The sequence below is a fragment of the Pandoraea pnomenusa genome, assembly GCF_000767615.3.
Lineage (GTDB): Bacteria > Pseudomonadota > Gammaproteobacteria > Burkholderiales > Burkholderiaceae > Pandoraea > Pandoraea pnomenusa.
Window position 1 is genome coordinate 5101735 of record NZ_CP009553.3, and the last position, 16730, is coordinate 5118464.

Annotated in this window: 18 protein-coding genes and 1 pseudogene; 14 read left to right on the forward strand and 5 right to left on the reverse strand. The window is 67.2% G+C overall.

The genetic code is table 11. From position 1 onward, the window contains the following. Positions 1 to 3 precede the first annotated feature (3 nt). The 14 genes and pseudogenes from urtD (at position 4) to ureG (ending at position 11529) form a co-directional block, all read left to right on the forward strand. On the forward strand, positions 4 to 840 hold the full coding sequence (gene urtD, locus LV28_RS46920; protein ID WP_028731276.1) for an urea ABC transporter ATP-binding protein UrtD: 837 nt from the start codon (positions 4 to 6) through the stop codon (positions 838 to 840). 2 nt (positions 841 to 842) lie between these two features. After that, positions 843 to 1544: an urea ABC transporter ATP-binding subunit UrtE gene (urtE, locus tag LV28_RS46925; RefSeq protein WP_023598013.1), complete on the forward strand. Its 702-nt coding sequence runs from the start codon at positions 843 to 845 to the stop codon at positions 1542 to 1544. Between the two features lie 142 nt (positions 1545 to 1686). Next, the gene (locus LV28_RS46930) at positions 1687 to 2544 is read left to right on the forward strand and encodes an urease accessory protein UreD (protein WP_025249985.1); all 858 of its coding nucleotides are present in this window, start codon (positions 1687 to 1689) and stop codon (positions 2542 to 2544) included. A 465-nt stretch (positions 2545 to 3009) separates the two neighbouring features. Next, positions 3010 to 3780 (forward strand): transporter substrate-binding domain-containing protein, encoded by a 771-nt coding sequence (locus LV28_RS46935; RefSeq protein WP_038621915.1) that lies wholly within the window; start codon positions 3010 to 3012, stop codon positions 3778 to 3780. 40 nt (positions 3781 to 3820) lie between these two features. After that, positions 3821 to 4501, forward strand: a complete 681-nt coding sequence (locus LV28_RS46940) for an amino acid ABC transporter permease (protein WP_023598016.1) — start codon at positions 3821 to 3823, stop codon at positions 4499 to 4501. After that, positions 4498 to 5148 (forward strand): amino acid ABC transporter permease, encoded by a 651-nt coding sequence (locus tag LV28_RS46945; RefSeq protein ID WP_023598017.1) that lies wholly within the window; start codon positions 4498 to 4500, stop codon positions 5146 to 5148. The genes LV28_RS46940 and LV28_RS46945 overlap by 4 nt, the downstream gene beginning before the upstream one ends. Beyond that, positions 5135 to 5857, forward strand: coding sequence for an amino acid ABC transporter ATP-binding protein (locus LV28_RS46950; RefSeq protein WP_023598018.1), 723 nt, complete (start codon positions 5135 to 5137; stop codon positions 5855 to 5857). Before LV28_RS46945 ends, LV28_RS46950 begins: the two co-directional genes overlap by 14 nt. 167 nt (positions 5858 to 6024) lie before the next feature. Further along, positions 6025 to 6327, forward strand: coding sequence for an urease subunit gamma (locus LV28_RS46955; RefSeq protein WP_023598019.1), 303 nt, complete (start codon positions 6025 to 6027; stop codon positions 6325 to 6327). A gap of 161 nt (positions 6328 to 6488) precedes the next feature. Continuing rightward, positions 6489 to 7139 (forward strand): HupE/UreJ family protein, encoded by a 651-nt coding sequence (locus LV28_RS46960; protein WP_023872823.1) that lies wholly within the window; start codon positions 6489 to 6491, stop codon positions 7137 to 7139. Positions 7140 to 7180: 41 nt separating this feature from the next. After that, positions 7181 to 7486 carry an urease subunit beta gene (locus LV28_RS46965; RefSeq protein WP_023598021.1) on the forward strand — a complete coding sequence of 102 codons (306 nt, stop codon included), beginning with the start codon at positions 7181 to 7183 and terminating at the stop codon, positions 7484 to 7486. Continuing rightward, positions 7483 to 9183, forward strand: a complete 1701-nt coding sequence (ureC, locus tag LV28_RS46970) for an urease subunit alpha (RefSeq protein WP_038619482.1) — start codon at positions 7483 to 7485, stop codon at positions 9181 to 9183. Before LV28_RS46965 ends, ureC begins: the two co-directional genes overlap by 4 nt. A 64-nt stretch (positions 9184 to 9247) precedes the next feature. After that, a pseudogene (ureE, locus tag LV28_RS46975) lies at positions 9248 to 9892 on the forward strand (urease accessory protein UreE); the annotation flags it as partial. 85 nt (positions 9893 to 9977) lie between these two features. After that, positions 9978 to 10703: an urease accessory protein UreF gene (locus LV28_RS46980; protein ID WP_023598024.1), complete on the forward strand. Its 726-nt coding sequence runs from the start codon at positions 9978 to 9980 to the stop codon at positions 10701 to 10703. Between the two features lie 187 nt (positions 10704 to 10890). Then, the gene (ureG, locus tag LV28_RS46985; protein WP_023598025.1) at positions 10891 to 11529 is read left to right on the forward strand and encodes an urease accessory protein UreG; all 639 of its coding nucleotides are present in this window, start codon (positions 10891 to 10893) and stop codon (positions 11527 to 11529) included. A gap of 57 nt (positions 11530 to 11586) precedes the next feature. On the opposite strand, the gene LV28_RS46990 is transcribed toward ureG, so the two are convergent. Genes LV28_RS46990 through LV28_RS47010 form a run of 5 tightly spaced genes read right to left on the reverse strand, consistent with a single transcriptional unit; the run spans position 11587 to position 16566 of the window. Beyond that, complete coding sequence (locus LV28_RS46990) at positions 11587 to 12534, reverse strand: TraB/GumN family protein (RefSeq protein WP_023598026.1); 948 nt, start codon at positions 12532 to 12534, stop codon at positions 11587 to 11589. A gap of 50 nt (positions 12535 to 12584) precedes the next feature. Next, the gene (locus LV28_RS46995) at positions 12585 to 13613 is read right to left on the reverse strand and encodes a peptide ABC transporter ATP-binding protein (RefSeq protein WP_224785223.1); all 1029 of its coding nucleotides are present in this window, start codon (positions 13611 to 13613) and stop codon (positions 12585 to 12587) included. Then, entirely contained in the window at positions 13610 to 14632 is a 1023-nt protein-coding gene (locus tag LV28_RS47000) for an ABC transporter ATP-binding protein (RefSeq protein WP_038619479.1), read from the reverse strand. Before LV28_RS47000 ends, LV28_RS46995 begins: the two co-directional genes overlap by 4 nt. Continuing rightward, the gene (locus tag LV28_RS47005; RefSeq protein ID WP_023598029.1) at positions 14629 to 15549 is read right to left on the reverse strand and encodes an ABC transporter permease subunit; all 921 of its coding nucleotides are present in this window, start codon (positions 15547 to 15549) and stop codon (positions 14629 to 14631) included. Before LV28_RS47005 ends, LV28_RS47000 begins: the two co-directional genes overlap by 4 nt. A gap of 12 nt (positions 15550 to 15561) precedes the next feature. Further along, the gene (locus tag LV28_RS47010) at positions 15562 to 16566 is read right to left on the reverse strand and encodes an ABC transporter permease subunit (protein WP_023598030.1); all 1005 of its coding nucleotides are present in this window, start codon (positions 16564 to 16566) and stop codon (positions 15562 to 15564) included. Positions 16567 to 16730: the final 164 nt, after the last annotated feature.

Genomic DNA, 16730 nt, shown 5'->3' on the forward strand with positions numbered 1-16730 from the left:
CAAATGACGGACGCGCCGGACGCGAGCGTCACCGTCAGCGGCGACACCACGGGCATGTCGCACCTCGTGGTGCCCGGCGAGATCGACACGTCGCACGGCCTGATCCTCTACCTCGAGAACATCTCCGTCTCGTTCGACGGCTTTCGCGCACTCAACGATCTGTCGCTGTCGATCAAGACCGATGAACTGCGCTGCATCATCGGTCCCAACGGCGCGGGCAAGACCACGATGATGGATGTCGTCACCGGCAAGACACGCCCCGACACGGGCCGCGCGTTCCTCGGCCAGACGCTCGACCTCACGCGCCTGGACGAGCCGGCGATCGCGCAGGCCGGCGTCGGGCGCAAGTTCCAGAAGCCAACGGTGTTCGAGCATCACAGCGTCTGGGAGAACCTTGAGCTGGCCTGCGCGGGCGACAAGCGCTGGTTTCGCGCGCTGTGGGCAATCCTCACGCCCGCGATGCGCCGTCGCATCGAGGAAGTGCTGGCGCTCACGCACCTGGAACGTCAGGCACGCGTTCTTGCCGGGCAGCTCTCGCACGGCCAGAAGCAGCGGCTCGAGATCGGCATGCTGCTCATGCAACAACCGCAACTGCTGCTGCTCGACGAGCCCGCAGCCGGCATGACCGACGAAGAAACGGCGCAGCTCGCCGAATTGCTCAACCGCTTGCGCGGCCACTGCTCGATGATGGTGGTCGAACACGACATGGCGTTCGTCGCCTCGCTCGCGGGCGACACGGGCCTCGTCACGGTCATGGCCGAAGGTCGCGTGCTCGCCGAAGGCACGCTCGACGCCGTGCAGCGCGACGAACGTGTGATCGAATCGTATCTGGGACGCTGACCATGCTGGAAATTCACGCCCTCAACCAGTACTACAGTGGCAGTCACATCCTGCGCAACGTGGAGTTCACGGTGCCCGACGCCCAGCTCACGGTGCTGCTCGGGCGCAATGGCGTGGGCAAGACCACACTGCTCAAGTGCCTCATGGGCGTAGTGCCCGTGAAGTCGGGCAGCATCGCCTGGCGCGGCAAGGCGCTCACGTCCTCGCCGCCCTATGCGCGCGTGGCCGACGGGCTCGCATACGTGCCGCAGGGCCGCGAGATCTTCCCGCGCCTGAGCGTCGAGGAGAACCTGCTGATCGGGGCGGCCAGCCGTCCCGCACGCGAGGCCAAGCGCGGCGTGCCCGATCACATCTACGAACTGTTTCCCGTGCTGCGCGACATGAAACAACGGCGCGGCGGCGACCTGTCCGGCGGGCAACAGCAGCAACTCGCCATCGGACGCGCGCTCATGAGCGAGCCGCAATTGCTGATTCTGGACGAGCCGACCGAAGGCATCCAGCCCTCGATCATCAAGGACATCGGCAGAACGCTGCGACGCCTGGTCGACGAGCGCGGCATGACCGTGCTGCTCGTCGAGCAGTATTACGACTTCGCGCTGGAACTGGCCGATCACTATCGCGTGATGAGCCGTGGCGCGATCGTTGCAAGCGGTCTCGGCAAGGATATGGAGCGCGACGGCGTGCGTCACATGGTCGCCGTATGAGCGCGGCCACGAGCGCGCAATGTCGCGCACCGATGTCAGGAGGCGGCAGCCCGTGCTAGATTCGCGCCATCGTCCCGCGCGCGACGGCACGTCGCCGTCGTTGCCATCGCCGCCGTCATTGCCGCTGTCGTTACCATCGCTCATGCATTCACCACACGCCGCTCCCGTGCCCACCGGCTGGCACGCCGAGTTGTCGCTCGGCTTCGCGCGACATGACACCCGCACGGTGCTCGCCACACGGCGGCACCAGGGGCCGCTGGTCGTCCAGAAGTCTCTGCATCCGGAGGGGCCGGGCATCTGTCACGCCGTCGTCGTGCATCCGCCGGGCGGCATCGCGGGCGGCGACGTGCTGTCGATCGACGTCGACGTCGGTGCCGGAGCGCACGCGGTATTGACGACACCCGGCGCCACGAAGTGGTACAAGTCGCAGGGCCGTTTCGGCACACAGGACATCACCCTCGCCGTGCACGACGGCGCGAAGCTCGACTGGCTGCCGCTCGAGAACATCGTGTTCGAGCACGCCGACGCGCGTCAGCGCATCACGGTCCGGCTCGGCGCCGGCGCCAGCGTGATCGGTTGGGATGCGACACTGCTCGGGCGCCAGGCGGCCGGCGAGCAATGGACGCAGGGCCAATGGCGCTCGACGTTCGAATTGCGCGACGCCGCCGACCGTCTGCTGTGGGCCGAACAGGCCGTGCTCGGCGCCGACGACGCGCAGCGCTCCGGCGCAACCGGCCTCGCGGGCTTTCCCGTCTTCGCGGCCCTGTGGGCCGTGGGTGACGCCTGCACGCGGGAGCTCGCGGAATCGCTCGCGCAGGACCTGCCGTTCGACGATGACTTGCGCGCAGGCATCACCTGTCTGCCCGGCAATGTGCTCGTGCTGCGCGTGCTCGGACGCGACATGGAAGCGGTGCGTCAGTTGCTGATCGCGCATTGGCTCGCGCTGCGGCCCCTCGTGCACGGCGTCCCTGCCGAGCCGCTGCGTCTTTGGGCGACGTGATCCGGCACTGAACGGCGAGCGCCGCACGCGCGATCTCGTCGACACCGGCCGATCACGGAAGTCGGCCACCATCCGTGTCGGCGCGGCCCGTCCCGAACGCACCACTTCGGTGACGAACGGCGTCACCCATTGCGCGCCCGCCGGATTTCGCACCAACTCGGCGCACGCTCGCGCCCCCCCCACGGCCAGACTGGCCGCCTCGCGGCCCCATTTCCCCGCCGGGTCGCGCCCGAAACCGAGGCGCGGCGGTGTTCCGCTCGCCCGGGCATGATTCCTGCTACGTCACTGTATCGACCGGTCAGACCAGATGCGCCGGCCGCCGGAACACTCCCGTTGCCGGAACGCTTGCCCCCTGAATCCGAGGTTGCCGATATGCTGCCGTTTTCCCGCACCGCCGTCTCTCATGAAGCCGTTGTCGCCACGCTCGGCGCGCGCACCCGCGCACGCCGCGCCTTCACCACCTTGATGCTCGCCGTGAGCGCGCTGGCTGCCGTTTCCACCCTGGCGCCGCGCACCGCGCACGCCGACGGGCTGGACGACATCGCGAAGCGCGGCACCCTGCGCGTGGCCGTGCCGCAGGACTTCCCGCCGTTCGGCGCCATCGGCCCCGACATGAAGCCGGTCGGCTACGACATCGACACAGCCGCACTGCTGGCCAAGGGCATGGGCGTAAAGCTCGAGCTGGTACCTGTCACGAGCGCCAACCGGATTCCCCACCTCACGACGAACAAGGCCGACCTCGTGATTTCCAGCCTCGGCAAGAATGCCGAGCGCGAGAAGGTGATCGATTTCTCGGAAGCCTACGCGCCGTTCTACAACGGCGTATTCGGGCCGAAGGACCTCGCCGTGTCGAAGCCCGCCGATCTCTCGGGCAAGACCATCGGCGTGACGCGCGGCGCGGTCGAGGATCTCGAACTCTCGAAGGTCGCGCCGCCCGACGTCACGATCAAACGCTTCGAAGACAACAACGGCACCATCTCCGCCTTCCTCTCGGGCCAGGTGCAGTTGGTCGCCACCGGCAATGTGGTGGCGGCGGCGATCGTTGCCAAGCATCCGCCCAAGCTGCCGGAGCCGAAGTTCCTCATCAAGAACTCGCCCTGCTTCGTGGGACTGAACAAGAACGAGCCGCGCCTGCTCGCGAAGGTCAACGCCATTCTCACCGCGTCGAAGAAGGACGGCTCGCTCGGCAAGATCTCGCAGAAGTGGCTCGGCATGCCGCTGCCCGCCGATCTCTGATCGCAGTACGACGCGTCTCGCGACAGGTCTCCGGTTCCCCATGCATTACGTTCTCGACTTTGCCGATCTGCGGCAATACCTGATGCTGTTCGTGCGCGGCGCCGCGCTCACGATGGCGCTCACGGCCGTTTCCACGGTCGTGGGCGTGATCATCGGCGCCCTGTGCGCCGTCGCCCGCGAGACGGGCACGGTGTGGCTCAGGGCGATCGCGGGGCTGTACGTCGAACTCATCCGCAACACGCCGTTCATCGTTCAGCTGTTCTTCATCTTCTTCGGCCTGCCGAGTCTCGGTATTCACATCGACGAGACCACGGCCGCGATCCTCGCCATGAGCGTGAACCTCGGGGCCTATGCCACCGAAATCATCCGCGCGGGCATGCGTGCCGTGCCGCGCGGTCTTTCCGAAGCCGGTCTGTCGCTCGCGATGACGCGGGGACAGATCCTGCGTCACGTGATCCTGCCGCAGGCGTTCGCGAAGGTGTTTCCCGCGCTCGCCAGCCAGATCGTCATCGTGATGCTCGGGTCCGCCGTCGTCTCGCAGATCTCGGTCCCCGACCTCTCCTACGCCGCCAACTTCGTGCAGTCGCGCACCTTCCGCGCGTTCGAGAGCTACCTGATCGTCACCGCGCTCTATCTCGTGCTGGCCATCGTGCTGCGTCGGGTGCTCATGCGCTGCGCGCGTCGCTTGTTCCGAGGCACGACCCAGGGAGGCGCACGATGATCGAGTTCTCGATCTGGGACATGCTGCGCGGCTTGCTGCTTGCCGCGCGCTGGACGCTCGCACTCTCGGCCATCGCCTTCGTGTGCGGAGGACTGGTCGCACTGGCACTGCTGGTGGTGCGCGTGGGACGCGTCTCGTGGGCCGCGCGCGCCGTGGCGCTGTACATCGAGGTGTTCCAGGGCACGCCACTGCTCATGCAGCTGTTCCTGGTGTTCTTCGGCCTGCCGCTGCTCGGCCTGAACGTCTCGCCGTGGGTCGCCGCCGCGGTCTGCCTCACGCTCTACACGAGCGCCTATCTCACGGAAATCTGGCGCGGCTGCGTCGACGCCGTGCCGCACGGCCAGTGGGAGGCATCGTCGAGCCTGGCCATGCGATACGGCGAGCAGTTGCGTCACGTGATTCTGCCGCAGGCGCTGCGCATCGCCATCGCGCCGACGGTCGGGTTCTCGGTGCAGGTCGTCAAGAGCACCGCGCTCGCGTCGATCATCGGCTTCGACGAACTCACCAAGACGGGCACCATGCTCACCAACGCGACGTTCCAGCCGTTCACCGTGTACGGCCTCGTCGCCATGTTCTACTTCGCCGCCTGCTATCCGTTGTCGCTGTGGGCGCGTCATCTCGAAAGGAAACTCCATGTCGCTCATTGAAGTCAGGGGCATGCAAAAGCGCTTCGGCGAGACCCCCGTGCTCAAGGGGATCGACATGGACGTCGAGCGCGGCCAGGTCGTCTCGATCATCGGCAAGAGCGGCTCGGGCAAGAGCACGCTGCTGCGCACCCTCAACGGCCTGGAGCGATTCGATGCGGGAAGCGTCGCCGTGGACGGCGTGCACGTCGGCGCGCGCGACACCGACCTGCGCGCGCTGCGCCTGAAGGTCGGCATGGTGTTCCAGCAGTACAACCTCTTTCCCCACCTCTCGGCCGGAGAGAACGTCATGCTCGCGCAGAAGGTCGTGAAGAAGACCGCCGGAGCCGAGGCGCGCGAGATCGCCCGCGCCATGCTTGCCAAGGTGGGCCTGGCCGACAAGTTCGACAGCTATCCGTCGCAATTGTCGGGCGGGCAGCAGCAGCGCGTGGCCATTGCCCGCTCGCTGGCCATGCGCCCATCGGTGCTGCTTTGCGACGAAATCACCTCGGCGCTCGATCCTGAGTTGGTCGCCGAAGTGCTCAAGGTGCTTGAAGACCTCGCCACCGAAGGCATGACGCTGATTCTGGTGACACACGAAATGCGGTTCGCCCGCCATGTTTCGGATCGCGTGGTGTTCATGCACCAGGGCAAGATCTGGGAGTCCGGCGCGCCCGAGACGCTTTTCACGCAGCCGGCCACGCCCGAGCTACAGCGGTTCATCTGCCAATGACGACGCCGCGCGGCATGGCACGCACCGCCCCACCGCCCTTGTCCGGCACGGTTTTGGTGCGCGAACCGCGCGTGCGCGATCGATATGGCGCGCCGCCCGACTCGTGCTTATGATGAGCGGCAGCTGCGTTGCTCCCATGACCCTTTCGCATTGAATTTCACGTCAAGATGAAGCTCACCCCACGAGAAAAAGACAAGTTGCTGATCTTCACCGCCGCGCTGCTCGCGGAGCGTCGACGCGCACGCGGCCTGAAGCTGAACTATCCGGAAGCCGTGGCCTTCATCAGCGCCGCGCTCATGGAAGCCGCCCGCGACGGGCGCACCGTCGCCGACCTGATGCACTACGGCACCACGCTGCTCACCCGCGACGACGTGATGGACGGCGTGCCCGAAATGATCCCGGACATCCAGGTCGAGGCCACGTTTCCCGACGGGACCAAGCTTGTCACCGTGCATCACCCGATTCCCTGAAGCCCATCGGCGCGCGAACCGGCGCCGTCGGTTCGCATGCGCCGACCACGCCCGGCCATTCGAGGCGCTCGCACGCGACGCGCATAACCGCACCCGATAAGGCCGGACAACATCCGATAACCGACGCCGTGTCGTCAACCACTCTCTCGAAAGGACGTCTCATGTCACTGGTCCGCCCCCCGCTCGTCATCGCCGACTCCGGCACCTTCGCCGTCTCGCGCCAACGCCTCGCGCGTGGTCTCGCCGGCCTGGCCCTGCTCGCCGCGTCGGGCGCCGCACTCGCGCACCCGGGTCATCCCGGCCACGACGCGGCGACCAGTTTCGCGGCGGGCTTCCTGCACCCGCTCACCGGTGCCGATCACCTTTGCGCGATGATCGTCGTGGGCTTGTGGAGCTCGCTCACCGCCCGACGCGTCTGGCTCGCCCCGCTCGCCTTCGTGGCGATGCTGGCCGCAGGCGGCCTGCTCGGCATGTCGCACGCGCTGGCGCTGCCCGGGGTGGAGCCGATGATCGCCGTCTCGCTGCTGGTGCTCGGCCTGCTGCTCGCCACGCGCGCACAGTTGCCCGGCTGGGCGGGCGCGGCCATCGTGGGCGCGTTCGCGATCTTCCATGGCTTCGCGCACGGCGTCGAGTTGCCGGCGCAGGCCAGCGCCATGCATTACCTCGCCGGCTTCGTGCTGGCCACCGGCGTGCTGCACAGTGTGGGCATCGCTGCCGGCGTAGCGCTGCGTCGTCGCTCGGCATGGCTGCCGCGCGTGCTGGGCGCGGGCGTGCTGGCCTACGGCGCGACGCTGCTCGCGGCCGTGGCCTGATGTCGCGGACATCGGCTCTCGCCATCATCTCGGAGACTCACATGATTCCCGGAGAACTCTTGCCCGCCGCCGGCGAGATCACGTTGAACGCGGACCGCCCGACGATCCGCGTCACCGTGGCCAACACCGGCGACCGGCCGGTCCAGATCGGCTCGCATTTCCATTTCTACGAGGTCAACGACGCGTTGCAGTTCGACCGTGAGTCCACGCGCGGCTTTCGCCTGAACATCGCGGCCGGCACCGCGGTGCGCTTCGAACCCGGCCAGCAGCGGACGGTGGAATTGGTCGCGCTCGCGGGCGAGCGGCGCGTATTTGGTTTCGCAGGTCGCGTCATGGGGGCGCTATGAAAATCTCTCGCCGCGCGTACGCGGAAATGTTCGGGCCCACGACCGGCGACCGGCTGCGACTGGCCGACACGGAACTCATCGTCGAAATCGAGCGCGACTTCACGATCTACGGCGAAGAAGTGAAATTCGGCGGCGGCAAGGTGATCCGCGACGGCATGGGGCAATCGCAACGTCCCCGCGCCGACGTGGTGGACACCGTCATCACCAACGCCGTGATCATCGATCACTGGGGCATCGTGAAGGCCGACATCGGCCTCAAGGACGGGCGCATCTGGGGCATCGGCAAGGCGGGCAATCCGGACATCCAGCCCGGCGTGACGATTCCGCTGGGCGGCGCCACCGAAGTGATCGCCGGCGAGGGCATGATCGTCACGGCCGGCGGCATCGATTCGCACATTCACTTCATTTGTCCGCAACAGATCGAAGAGGCGCTGTCCTCGGGCGTGACCACGCTGCTCGGCGGCGGCACGGGCCCGGCGACCGGCACCAACGCCACGACCTGCACGCCGGGGCCGTGGCATCTGGAACGCATGCTCCAGGCCGCCGACGGCTGGCCGATCAATCTCGGCTTTCTCGGCAAGGGCAACGTGAGCCAGCCCGAGCCGTTGATGGAGCAGATCGAGGCCGGCGCCATCGGCCTGAAGCTGCATGAGGACTGGGGCTCCACGCCCGCGGCCATCGACGCCTGCCTGTCGGTCGCCGACGCCACCGATACCCAGGTCGCGATTCATACCGACACGCTCAACGAGGGCGGCTTCGTCGAAGCGACCGTGGCCGCGATCAAGGGACGCACGATCCACACGTATCACACCGAGGGCGCCGGCGGCGGTCACGCGCCGGACATCCTCAAGGTCTGCGGAGAGGCGAACGTACTGCCATCGTCGACCAACCCGACGCGGCCTTACACCATCAACACGCTCGACGAACATCTCGACATGCTGATGGTCTGCCATCACCTCGACCCGGCCATCGCCGAGGACATCGCTTTCGCGGAGTCACGCATCCGGCGCGAGACGATCGCGGCCGAGGACATCCTTCACGATCTGGGCGCACTGTCGATGATCTCGTCCGACTCGCAAGCCATGGGGCGCGTCGGGGAAGTGATCATGCGCACCTGGCAGACGGCTCACAAGATGAAGGTGCAGCGCGGCGCGCTCGGCCCGGACACCGGCGAGGCGGACAACTTCCGCGTCAGACGTTACGTCGCGAAGTACACGATCAACCCGGCCATCACGCACGGCATGGCGCACGAGATCGGCTCGGTCGAAGTGGGCAAATGGGCCGATCTGGTCCTGTGGGAGCCGGCATTCTTCGGCGTGAAGCCGTCGCTGATTCTCAAGGGCGGCATGATCACGACGGCGCTCATGGGCGACCCGAACGCGTCGATCCCGACGCCCCAGCCGGTGCACTATCGCGAGATGTTCGGTGCGCGCGCCGGGGCCATGGCGCGCACTTCGCTCACGTTCGTGTCGCAGGCGGCGTACGATGGCGGCGTGGCCGGACGTTACGGTCTGTCCAAGCGCGTGGTGCCGGTGCGCAATATCCGGCAGGTCACCAAGGCCGACATGGTGAACAACGCCTGGCTGCCGCACATCAGCGTCGACCCCGAGACCTATCAGGTCATCGCCGACGGACAGCTGCTGACGTGCGAGCCGGCGACCGTGTTGCCCATGGCGCAACGCTACTTCCTTTTCTGAACGAACCATGGCGCAAGCTCCCGAATCGCCCTCCTCGCCGGATCCGGCAACGTCGTCCACGGCGCTGCGCCGCGTGGAGAAGTACTTTGCCGCCGGGCGCATCGCCGCACCGCTCGCCCGCCGCGCACCGGCCCTCGTGCTGCCGTTCGACGCGCGCAGCAAGAGCCGCTTGCGCGCCACGCTGGCGACGGGCGAGGACGTTGCACTGTTCCTGCCGCGTGGCACCGTGCTGCGCGGCGGCGACGTGCTCGTGGCCGACGACGGCGGGTTCATCCGCGTGGAAGCCGCCCCCGAAACGGTGCTGCTCGTGACGGCTGCCACGCCGCTGGCGCTCACGCGCGCGGCGTACCATCTCGGCAACCGGCATACGCCGGTGGAAGTGGGCGACGGGTATCTCAAGCTCGAACACGACCCGGTGCTGCGCGATATGCTGCTGCGGCTCGGCGTCGACGTCGCCGAGGCGCTGATGCCGTTCGAGCCCGAAGCGGGCGCCTACGGCGGCGGTCACAAGCACGGGCACGATGCCACCTTCGCCGAGGACTTCGCGCTCGCACAGCGCGTCTTCCACGAGCATCACGGACACGATCACGACCACCCGCATGGGCATTCGCACGATCATGGACATTCGCACGGCTCGGCATGCCAGCACGATCACGCGCATCGCCCCGGCTGCGCGCACACGGAAGACGCCTCGCATGCTCACGCGCATGTGCACGGTGCCGCATGCGGGCACGATCATTCCCACATGCCGCCGGGCCCGACCGACGAACCGGCTTCCCAAGTGAGTCTCTCCGATGACGGCAAGTCTCCCCAGTCCACTCACTGAGCCCGTCGCCGACGCGTCGCTCCAGTCGCTTGCCGCGCTGTTGCACCTTGCGTCGCCGGCACTGCCGATCGGGGCGTTCAGCTATTCGCAAGGCCTGGAAGCCGCCGTCGAACATGGCATCGTTCACGACGCTGCCAGCGCCGGGCGCTGGATCGCCAGTCAGCTCGATGGCGTATTCGCCACGGGCGAACTGGCGCTGCTCGCGCGGCAGTGGCGTCACTGGCAGACGGACGACGACGCGGCGCTCATTCGCGTGAACGACTGGCTGCTGGCCACGCGCGAAGCGGCCGAGCTGCGCGCGGAGACCGAGCAGATGGGCTGGTCGCTCACGCAATTGATCGTCTCGCTCGAATGGGGCACCCCCACGCAGCGCGATCGTCTTTCGGCGCTGCGTCCGATCGCCCTCCCGACGGCATTTTCGCTTGCCGCGCTGGCGCACGGCGCCACGCTCGCCGACACGCTGGTCGCCTACGCCTTCAGTTGGCTGGAGAATCAGGTGGCCGGCGCACTCAAGGCCGTACCGCTCGGACAACTCGCCGCACAGCGCGTGATCGTGGCGTTGCGGCCCCGCATCGTGGCGGCCGCGCGTCGGGCCATGGCATTGCCGGATGATCGAATCAACACGTTCTCCCCCGCGCTCGCGATTCTCGCTTCGCGCCATGAAACACAGTACTCGCGGCTGTTCCGCTCATGAGACGCGAGCGCGGCATCGGGATCGCAGCGGGCGCGACCGTGTCCCCGTGCATCGCGCGTTCTCGCGCGAATGCGTTCCACGGCATCACATGATTGACTCGCGACTGACTCGCAATTGATTCGCTATTGACCAGCACCTGGCCGTTTTTCACGAATCCGCTACTTTCACCGCCACCACGACATTCGCCATGACGACCACTGCCAACGCCCGTCGTACCAAGAAGAATCCGCCGCTGCGTGTCGGCATCGGAGGCCCCGTCGGCTCCGGCAAGACCACCCTGACCGAGATGCTCTGCAAAGCCATGCGCGAGCGCTACGATCTCGTCGTGATCACCAACGACATCTATACCAAGGAGGATCAGCGTCTGCTGACCGTTGCAGGTGCATTGGCACCGGAACGCATTCTTGGCGTGGAGACCGGCGGATGTCCGCACACGGCGATCCGCGAGGACGCCTCGATCAACCTCGAAGCCGTCGACCGGATGCTGGACCGCTTCCCCGACGCGGACGTCGTTTTCATCGAGTCCGGCGGCGACAACCTCGCGGCCACCTTCAGCCCGGAGCTCTCGGATCTCACGATCTATGTGATCGATGTCGCAGGCGGCGAGAAGATCCCGCGCAAGGGCGGCCCCGGCATCACGAAGTCGGATCTGCTCGTCATCAACAAGACCGATCTCGCCCCGTACGTCGGCGCCTCGCTCGACATCATGCGCTCGGACACGCAGAAAATGCGCGGCATGCGTCCATTCGTGATGGGAAACATGAAGGAAGGCAAGGGCCTTCAGGAGATCATCCGCTTCATCGAAGCCCGGGGGATGTTGGCGTAAGTGAGCGTCAGACCCGGCGGTTCGTTCGACCGCCGGCTTCGCGGCACCCGGCGCGCGCTAGCGCTGCGCCACCGAAAACCCGTGTTCGCGCAGCAGTTGCAACACGCCGTGCGGACCGCCGAGATGCAGCGTGCCGACCGCTACGAAGACCGGCTTGCCCGGGTCGGCGAGGAACAGCATGCGCGCCAGAAAGCGCCGGTTGCGCGAATACAGGATGCGCTCGTCGATGGCGTCGGCCAGGGCCGCGTTGCGCCGCACCTGCGCCGCCTTGCCCTGCGACCAGTCGAAGACCAGTTCCGCGTCGCCCGCCCGCCACAGGCGGTGCAACTCCTCGACCTGCGCCGTCGCCTTCTTCGGAGTGAGCACCAGCTCCTGTGCCAGCAACTCGTTCTGCTGCGCGGGCGTGAGGCCGGTGAACGCGTCCATCTGTTCCGCCAGCGACTCGAGGCCGACAATGCGGCCGCGATAGATATTCTCCAACTGGTTCTCGGTACCGTACTCCGTTTGCAGGTCGGCCCCCATCGAATCGAGCGTCTCGACGAGTAGCGCCGCCAGCCACGGCCGCATGTGACGGATCTCGGCAAGCATTGCCGGATTGCCCTTGAGGCGCGCGCGCAGCTTGCGCCAGAGCGGCGCCGGAATCAGCCGGGGCAGACACGACCGCGCGCACATGCCGTACTTCTGCACGTCGTCCTGCGACATCGTCAGGTCGTCCGGCGAAAGCTCGAACGCCACCGTCTTCGATACGCGCAGCGCATCGACCACGACCTTGCGGAACGGATAGTCGTCGGGCTTGCCGACATGCAGGGTACCCATCACGTAGATGGTCATGTCGCCCTTGCGGGCTTCGTAGAACGGGAGATTGGCGCCCGGCGGCGCCTCGCCCGGCTCCGGGACCACCAGCGGCAGCGTGCGCGGCGCGATCGCGCGGGGCGTGCCGGTCGACGCCGCATCCAGCGTGACGGCGAGCGCCATCAACAGGCAACCGAGCAGCCAGCCGGTCAATGCAACGCCCCGACGAACGTGCGTCGCGCGTGGTGGTCCACCCAATCTCGTCATCCCTCAATGTCTTCGACCCGATGGCACGCCACCAGACGTCCTTCGAGCTTGCGCAGTTGCGGCACTTCTTCGCGGCAGTGGTCGACTGCGTACGGGCAGCGCGGCGCGAACGCACACCCGGGCGGCGGTCGCAAGGGCGACGGCAACTCGCCGATCAACGGGATCTTGACCCGCCGCTCGGCCGCCTTGATCGCCGGCGTGGCCGACATCAGCGCCTTGGTGTACGGATGCAGCGGCTTGCCGAACACGGCGGCCTTGGGACCGTGTTCGACCGCGCGGCCGAGGTACATCACCATGACATCGTCGGCCACATGCTCGACCACCGCGAGATTATGCGACACGAATACGTAACTCGTCGCGTATCGGTCCTGCAAATCCATGAAAAGATTCAGGATCTGTGCCTGAATTGAGACATCCAGGGCCGAAACGGGCTCGTCGGCGACCACGATGGCCGGCGACAGGATCATCGCCCGCGCGATCGCCACCCGCTGCCGCTGCCCACCCGAGAACATGTGCGGATACCGCGCCACATGTTCCGGGCGCAAGCCAACCGTGCGCATCATCTCGGCAATCTTCTCCCCGCGCTCCGCGCGGCCGAGCGACGTGTTGATGGCCAGCGGCTCGTCGAGCGCCTGCCCCACCGTCTTGCGCGGGTTGAGCGACGCGTACGGGTTCTGGAACACCATCTGCACCCGCGTGCGCAGCGGCGCCACTTCGCCAGCCGATGCGGACGTGGTCTCGGTCGCGTCGACGACGAGTCTGCCCGACGTGGGCGGTTCGATCAACGTCAAGACCCTGGCCAGCGTCGATTTGCCGCACCCGGACTCGCCGACCACCGCCAGCGTGCGCCCCGCCGCGAGCTCGAACGACACGCCATTGAGCGCCCTGAGCGTCGCCTGCCCGCGCAGCAACCCGCGGTTCACGGTATAGAAGCGCGTCAGGTCGTGCGCGGACAGCACGACACGCCCCTGCCCGGCCAGCGCCCGCGGGGTTTCCTGAGGCGTCGCGAAAACGGTTTCACTCATCGCACACCCCCTGCCACTCGATCGCCCGCCACCGCGTGCGGCAACGGCTTGAAGCACCGCACCGTGGGCGAGCCCATTCCGCCCGCCATGCCCGCCATGCCCGGCGCCGCGTACGGTTCGAGCGCCGGCTGCACCGCGCGGCAACGATCGTCCGCGTACGGACAGCGCGGCGAGAGCAGACAGCCCGCCGGGCGGTCATCGCGCCCGGGCACCACGCCCGGCAAGGTACGCAGTCGACGCACGCCCCGGTTGTGCTCGGGAATCGCCGAGAGCAGCGCTTCGGTGTAGGGGTGATGCGGGGTATCGAAGAGTGCCGGTACCTGCTGGACTTCGATCACCTGGCCTGCATACATCACCGCCACGCGGTGCGCGACTTCGGCCACCACCGCCAGATCGTGGGAAATCAGCACGAGCGACATGCCGTGATCCTTCTGCAACTGGAGCAGCAACGCCATGATCTGGGCCTGGATCGTCACGTCGAGGGCCGTGGTCGGCTCGTCGGCGATCAGCAGTTTCGGTCGGCAGGCGATCGCCATGGCAATCATCACCCGCTGGTTCATCCCGCCGGACAACTGATGTGGATAAGCCCCCAGCCGGTTGGCCGCGTCGGGAATCTCGACCTGCTCGAGCAACTCGACGACGCGCGCTCGAAGGGCGCGGCCGCGCAACCCCATGTGACGGCGCAGCACTTCGCCGATCTGATAGCCGATGGTGTAGCTCGGGTTCAGGCTGGTGAGCGCGTCCTGGAAAATCATCGACACGTCGCGCCCGACGATGTTGCGGCGCTCGCGTGCCGACGCATGCAGCAGGTCGCGGCCGTCGAAGCGTACTTCGTCCGCAAGGACGCGCCCCGGCGCGTCGATCAGTCCCATGAGCGCGAGCATCGTCACGCTCTTGCCCGAGCCGGATTCGCCGACCACGCCGAGGATCTCGCCCTGGGCGACGTCGAGGTCGATGGCATCGACGGCGCGCGCGCCGTCGAAGTCGACCGACAGATTTCGAATGGAGAGCAGATTCATGCGATTCGCTTCAGTTTGGGGTCGAGTGCATCGCGCAGGCCGTCGCCGACCAGGTTGATGGCGAGCACCGAGATGACGATCGCAAGTCCCGGCAGGGTGACAATCCACCAGGCACTTTCCATATAGTCGCGTGCCGACGCGAGCATCGAGCCCCACTCGGCGAGCGGCGGCTGCACGCCCAGACCGAGAAAGCCCAGCGCCGCGGCGTCGAGAATGGCCACCGAGAAGCTCAGCGTGGCCTGCACGATCAGCGGTGCCGCGCAGTTCGGCAGCACCGTCGAGAACATCAACCGCAGCGTTCCCGCCCCGGCCATGCGCGAGGCCACGACGTACTCGCGCTGCAACTCGCCGAGCGCCGCGGCGCGCGTGAGTCGCACGTATGCGGGCAATGTCACGATCGCGATGGCGATCGTCGTATTGGCCAGGCCCGGCCCGATCACGGCCACCACCGCCACCGCCAGCAGCAGCGACGGCAGCGCCATCATCATGTCCATCAACCGCATGATCGGCGTGTCGAGCCAGCGCTGGAAAAACGCCGCAAACAGCCCGAGCAGAATGCCCGGAATCAGCGAGAGCACCACGGACGACAGACCGATCCAGAACGACAGGCGCGCGCCAAAGATCAGGCGCGAAAGGATGTCCCGACCGGCCTCGTCCGTACCCAGGAGGAACCGGGCGTTACCGCCCTCGAACCACACGGGCGGAATCTTGACGTAGTCGCGATATTGCTCGATCGGGCTGTGCGGCGCGATCAGCGGCGCCAGAATGGCAGCCGCGAACATCAGCAGCAGCACCACGGCCGCGGCCGTGGCGCCGCGGTTCGCGGTAAAGCTGCGCAGAAACTCCCGGAGCAGGCGTGCGCGAGGCGTCGCGGTCACGGCGGCGGGAGGCGGCAGCGTGGCAGGGGTGTCACTCATCGTTGACCTCCTTCAGTGCCGAATGCGCGGGTTGACGACGCCGTAGAGCACGTCGACCAGCAGATTGACCAGAATCACGCCCGTCGCGATGAGCAGGATGCCGCCCTGCACCACCGGATAGTCGCGACGAAGAATCGCGTCGATCAGCCATTTGCCGATGCCGGGCCACGAGAACACGTTCTCGGTGAGCACCGCGCCGGCGAGCAACGCGCCGACCTGCAGTCCGATCACCGTGATGACCGGGATCAGCGCATTGCGCAACGCATGCACGACGATCACGCGCCAGGGCGACAGCCCCTTGGCCCGCGCCGTACGGATGTAGTCTTCGCGCAGCACTTCGAGCATGGCCGAGCGTGTCATGCGCGCAATCACGGCCAGCGGCACCGTGCCGAGCACGATGGTCGGCAGGATCAGGTGGCTGAGCGCCGAGGAGAACGCCCCCTCGTCGCCGGAGAGCAGCGTGTCGATCAGCATGAAGCCGGTCACGCTCGGCACGTCGTACTCGACCCCGATGCGCCCGGACACCGGCGTCCATTGCAGATTGACGGAGAACAGCATGATGAGCAGCAACCCCCACCAGAAAATCGGCATGGAGTAGCCGGTGAGTGCCGCGCCCATGGTCGCGTGGTCGAGCGTCTTGCCGCGTCTGAGCGATGCGGCTACGCCGGCGGGCAGGCCCACGACCAGTGCGAAGATCATCGCGCACAGCGCGAGCTCCAATGTGGCGGGGAAGCGGGCGAAGAACTCGTGCAGCACGCCTTCGTTGGTGACGATGGAGCGCCCGAGGTCGCCTTGCGCGGCGTGCTTCAGGTAGACGAAGTACTGGGTGGTGAGCGGCTGGTCGAGCCCGAGCCGCTTCATCGCCTCGGCGTGCATGACGGGGTCGAGATTGCGCTCGCCCACGAGGACTTCGATCGGATCGCCGGGGATGAGGTGAATGAGCGCGAACGCGAGCACGGTGATCCCGATGAAGGTCGGGATCACCATGCCCAGTCGTCTCAGGACGAATCTCAGCATAGGAGGGTTCCGTGGGGGCTTGGCGCATCGCCCGCCCCCGGCGCAGGGACGAGCGGTGCTGTGCCGCGTTAATCAATCGTCGGCGCGTTGCCGACGTGGTGCGACCGCCGACCCCGGGCGCGGCGGCCCGGGCAGCGGTTCGACGCCGGTCGGCGCGCGGGGCG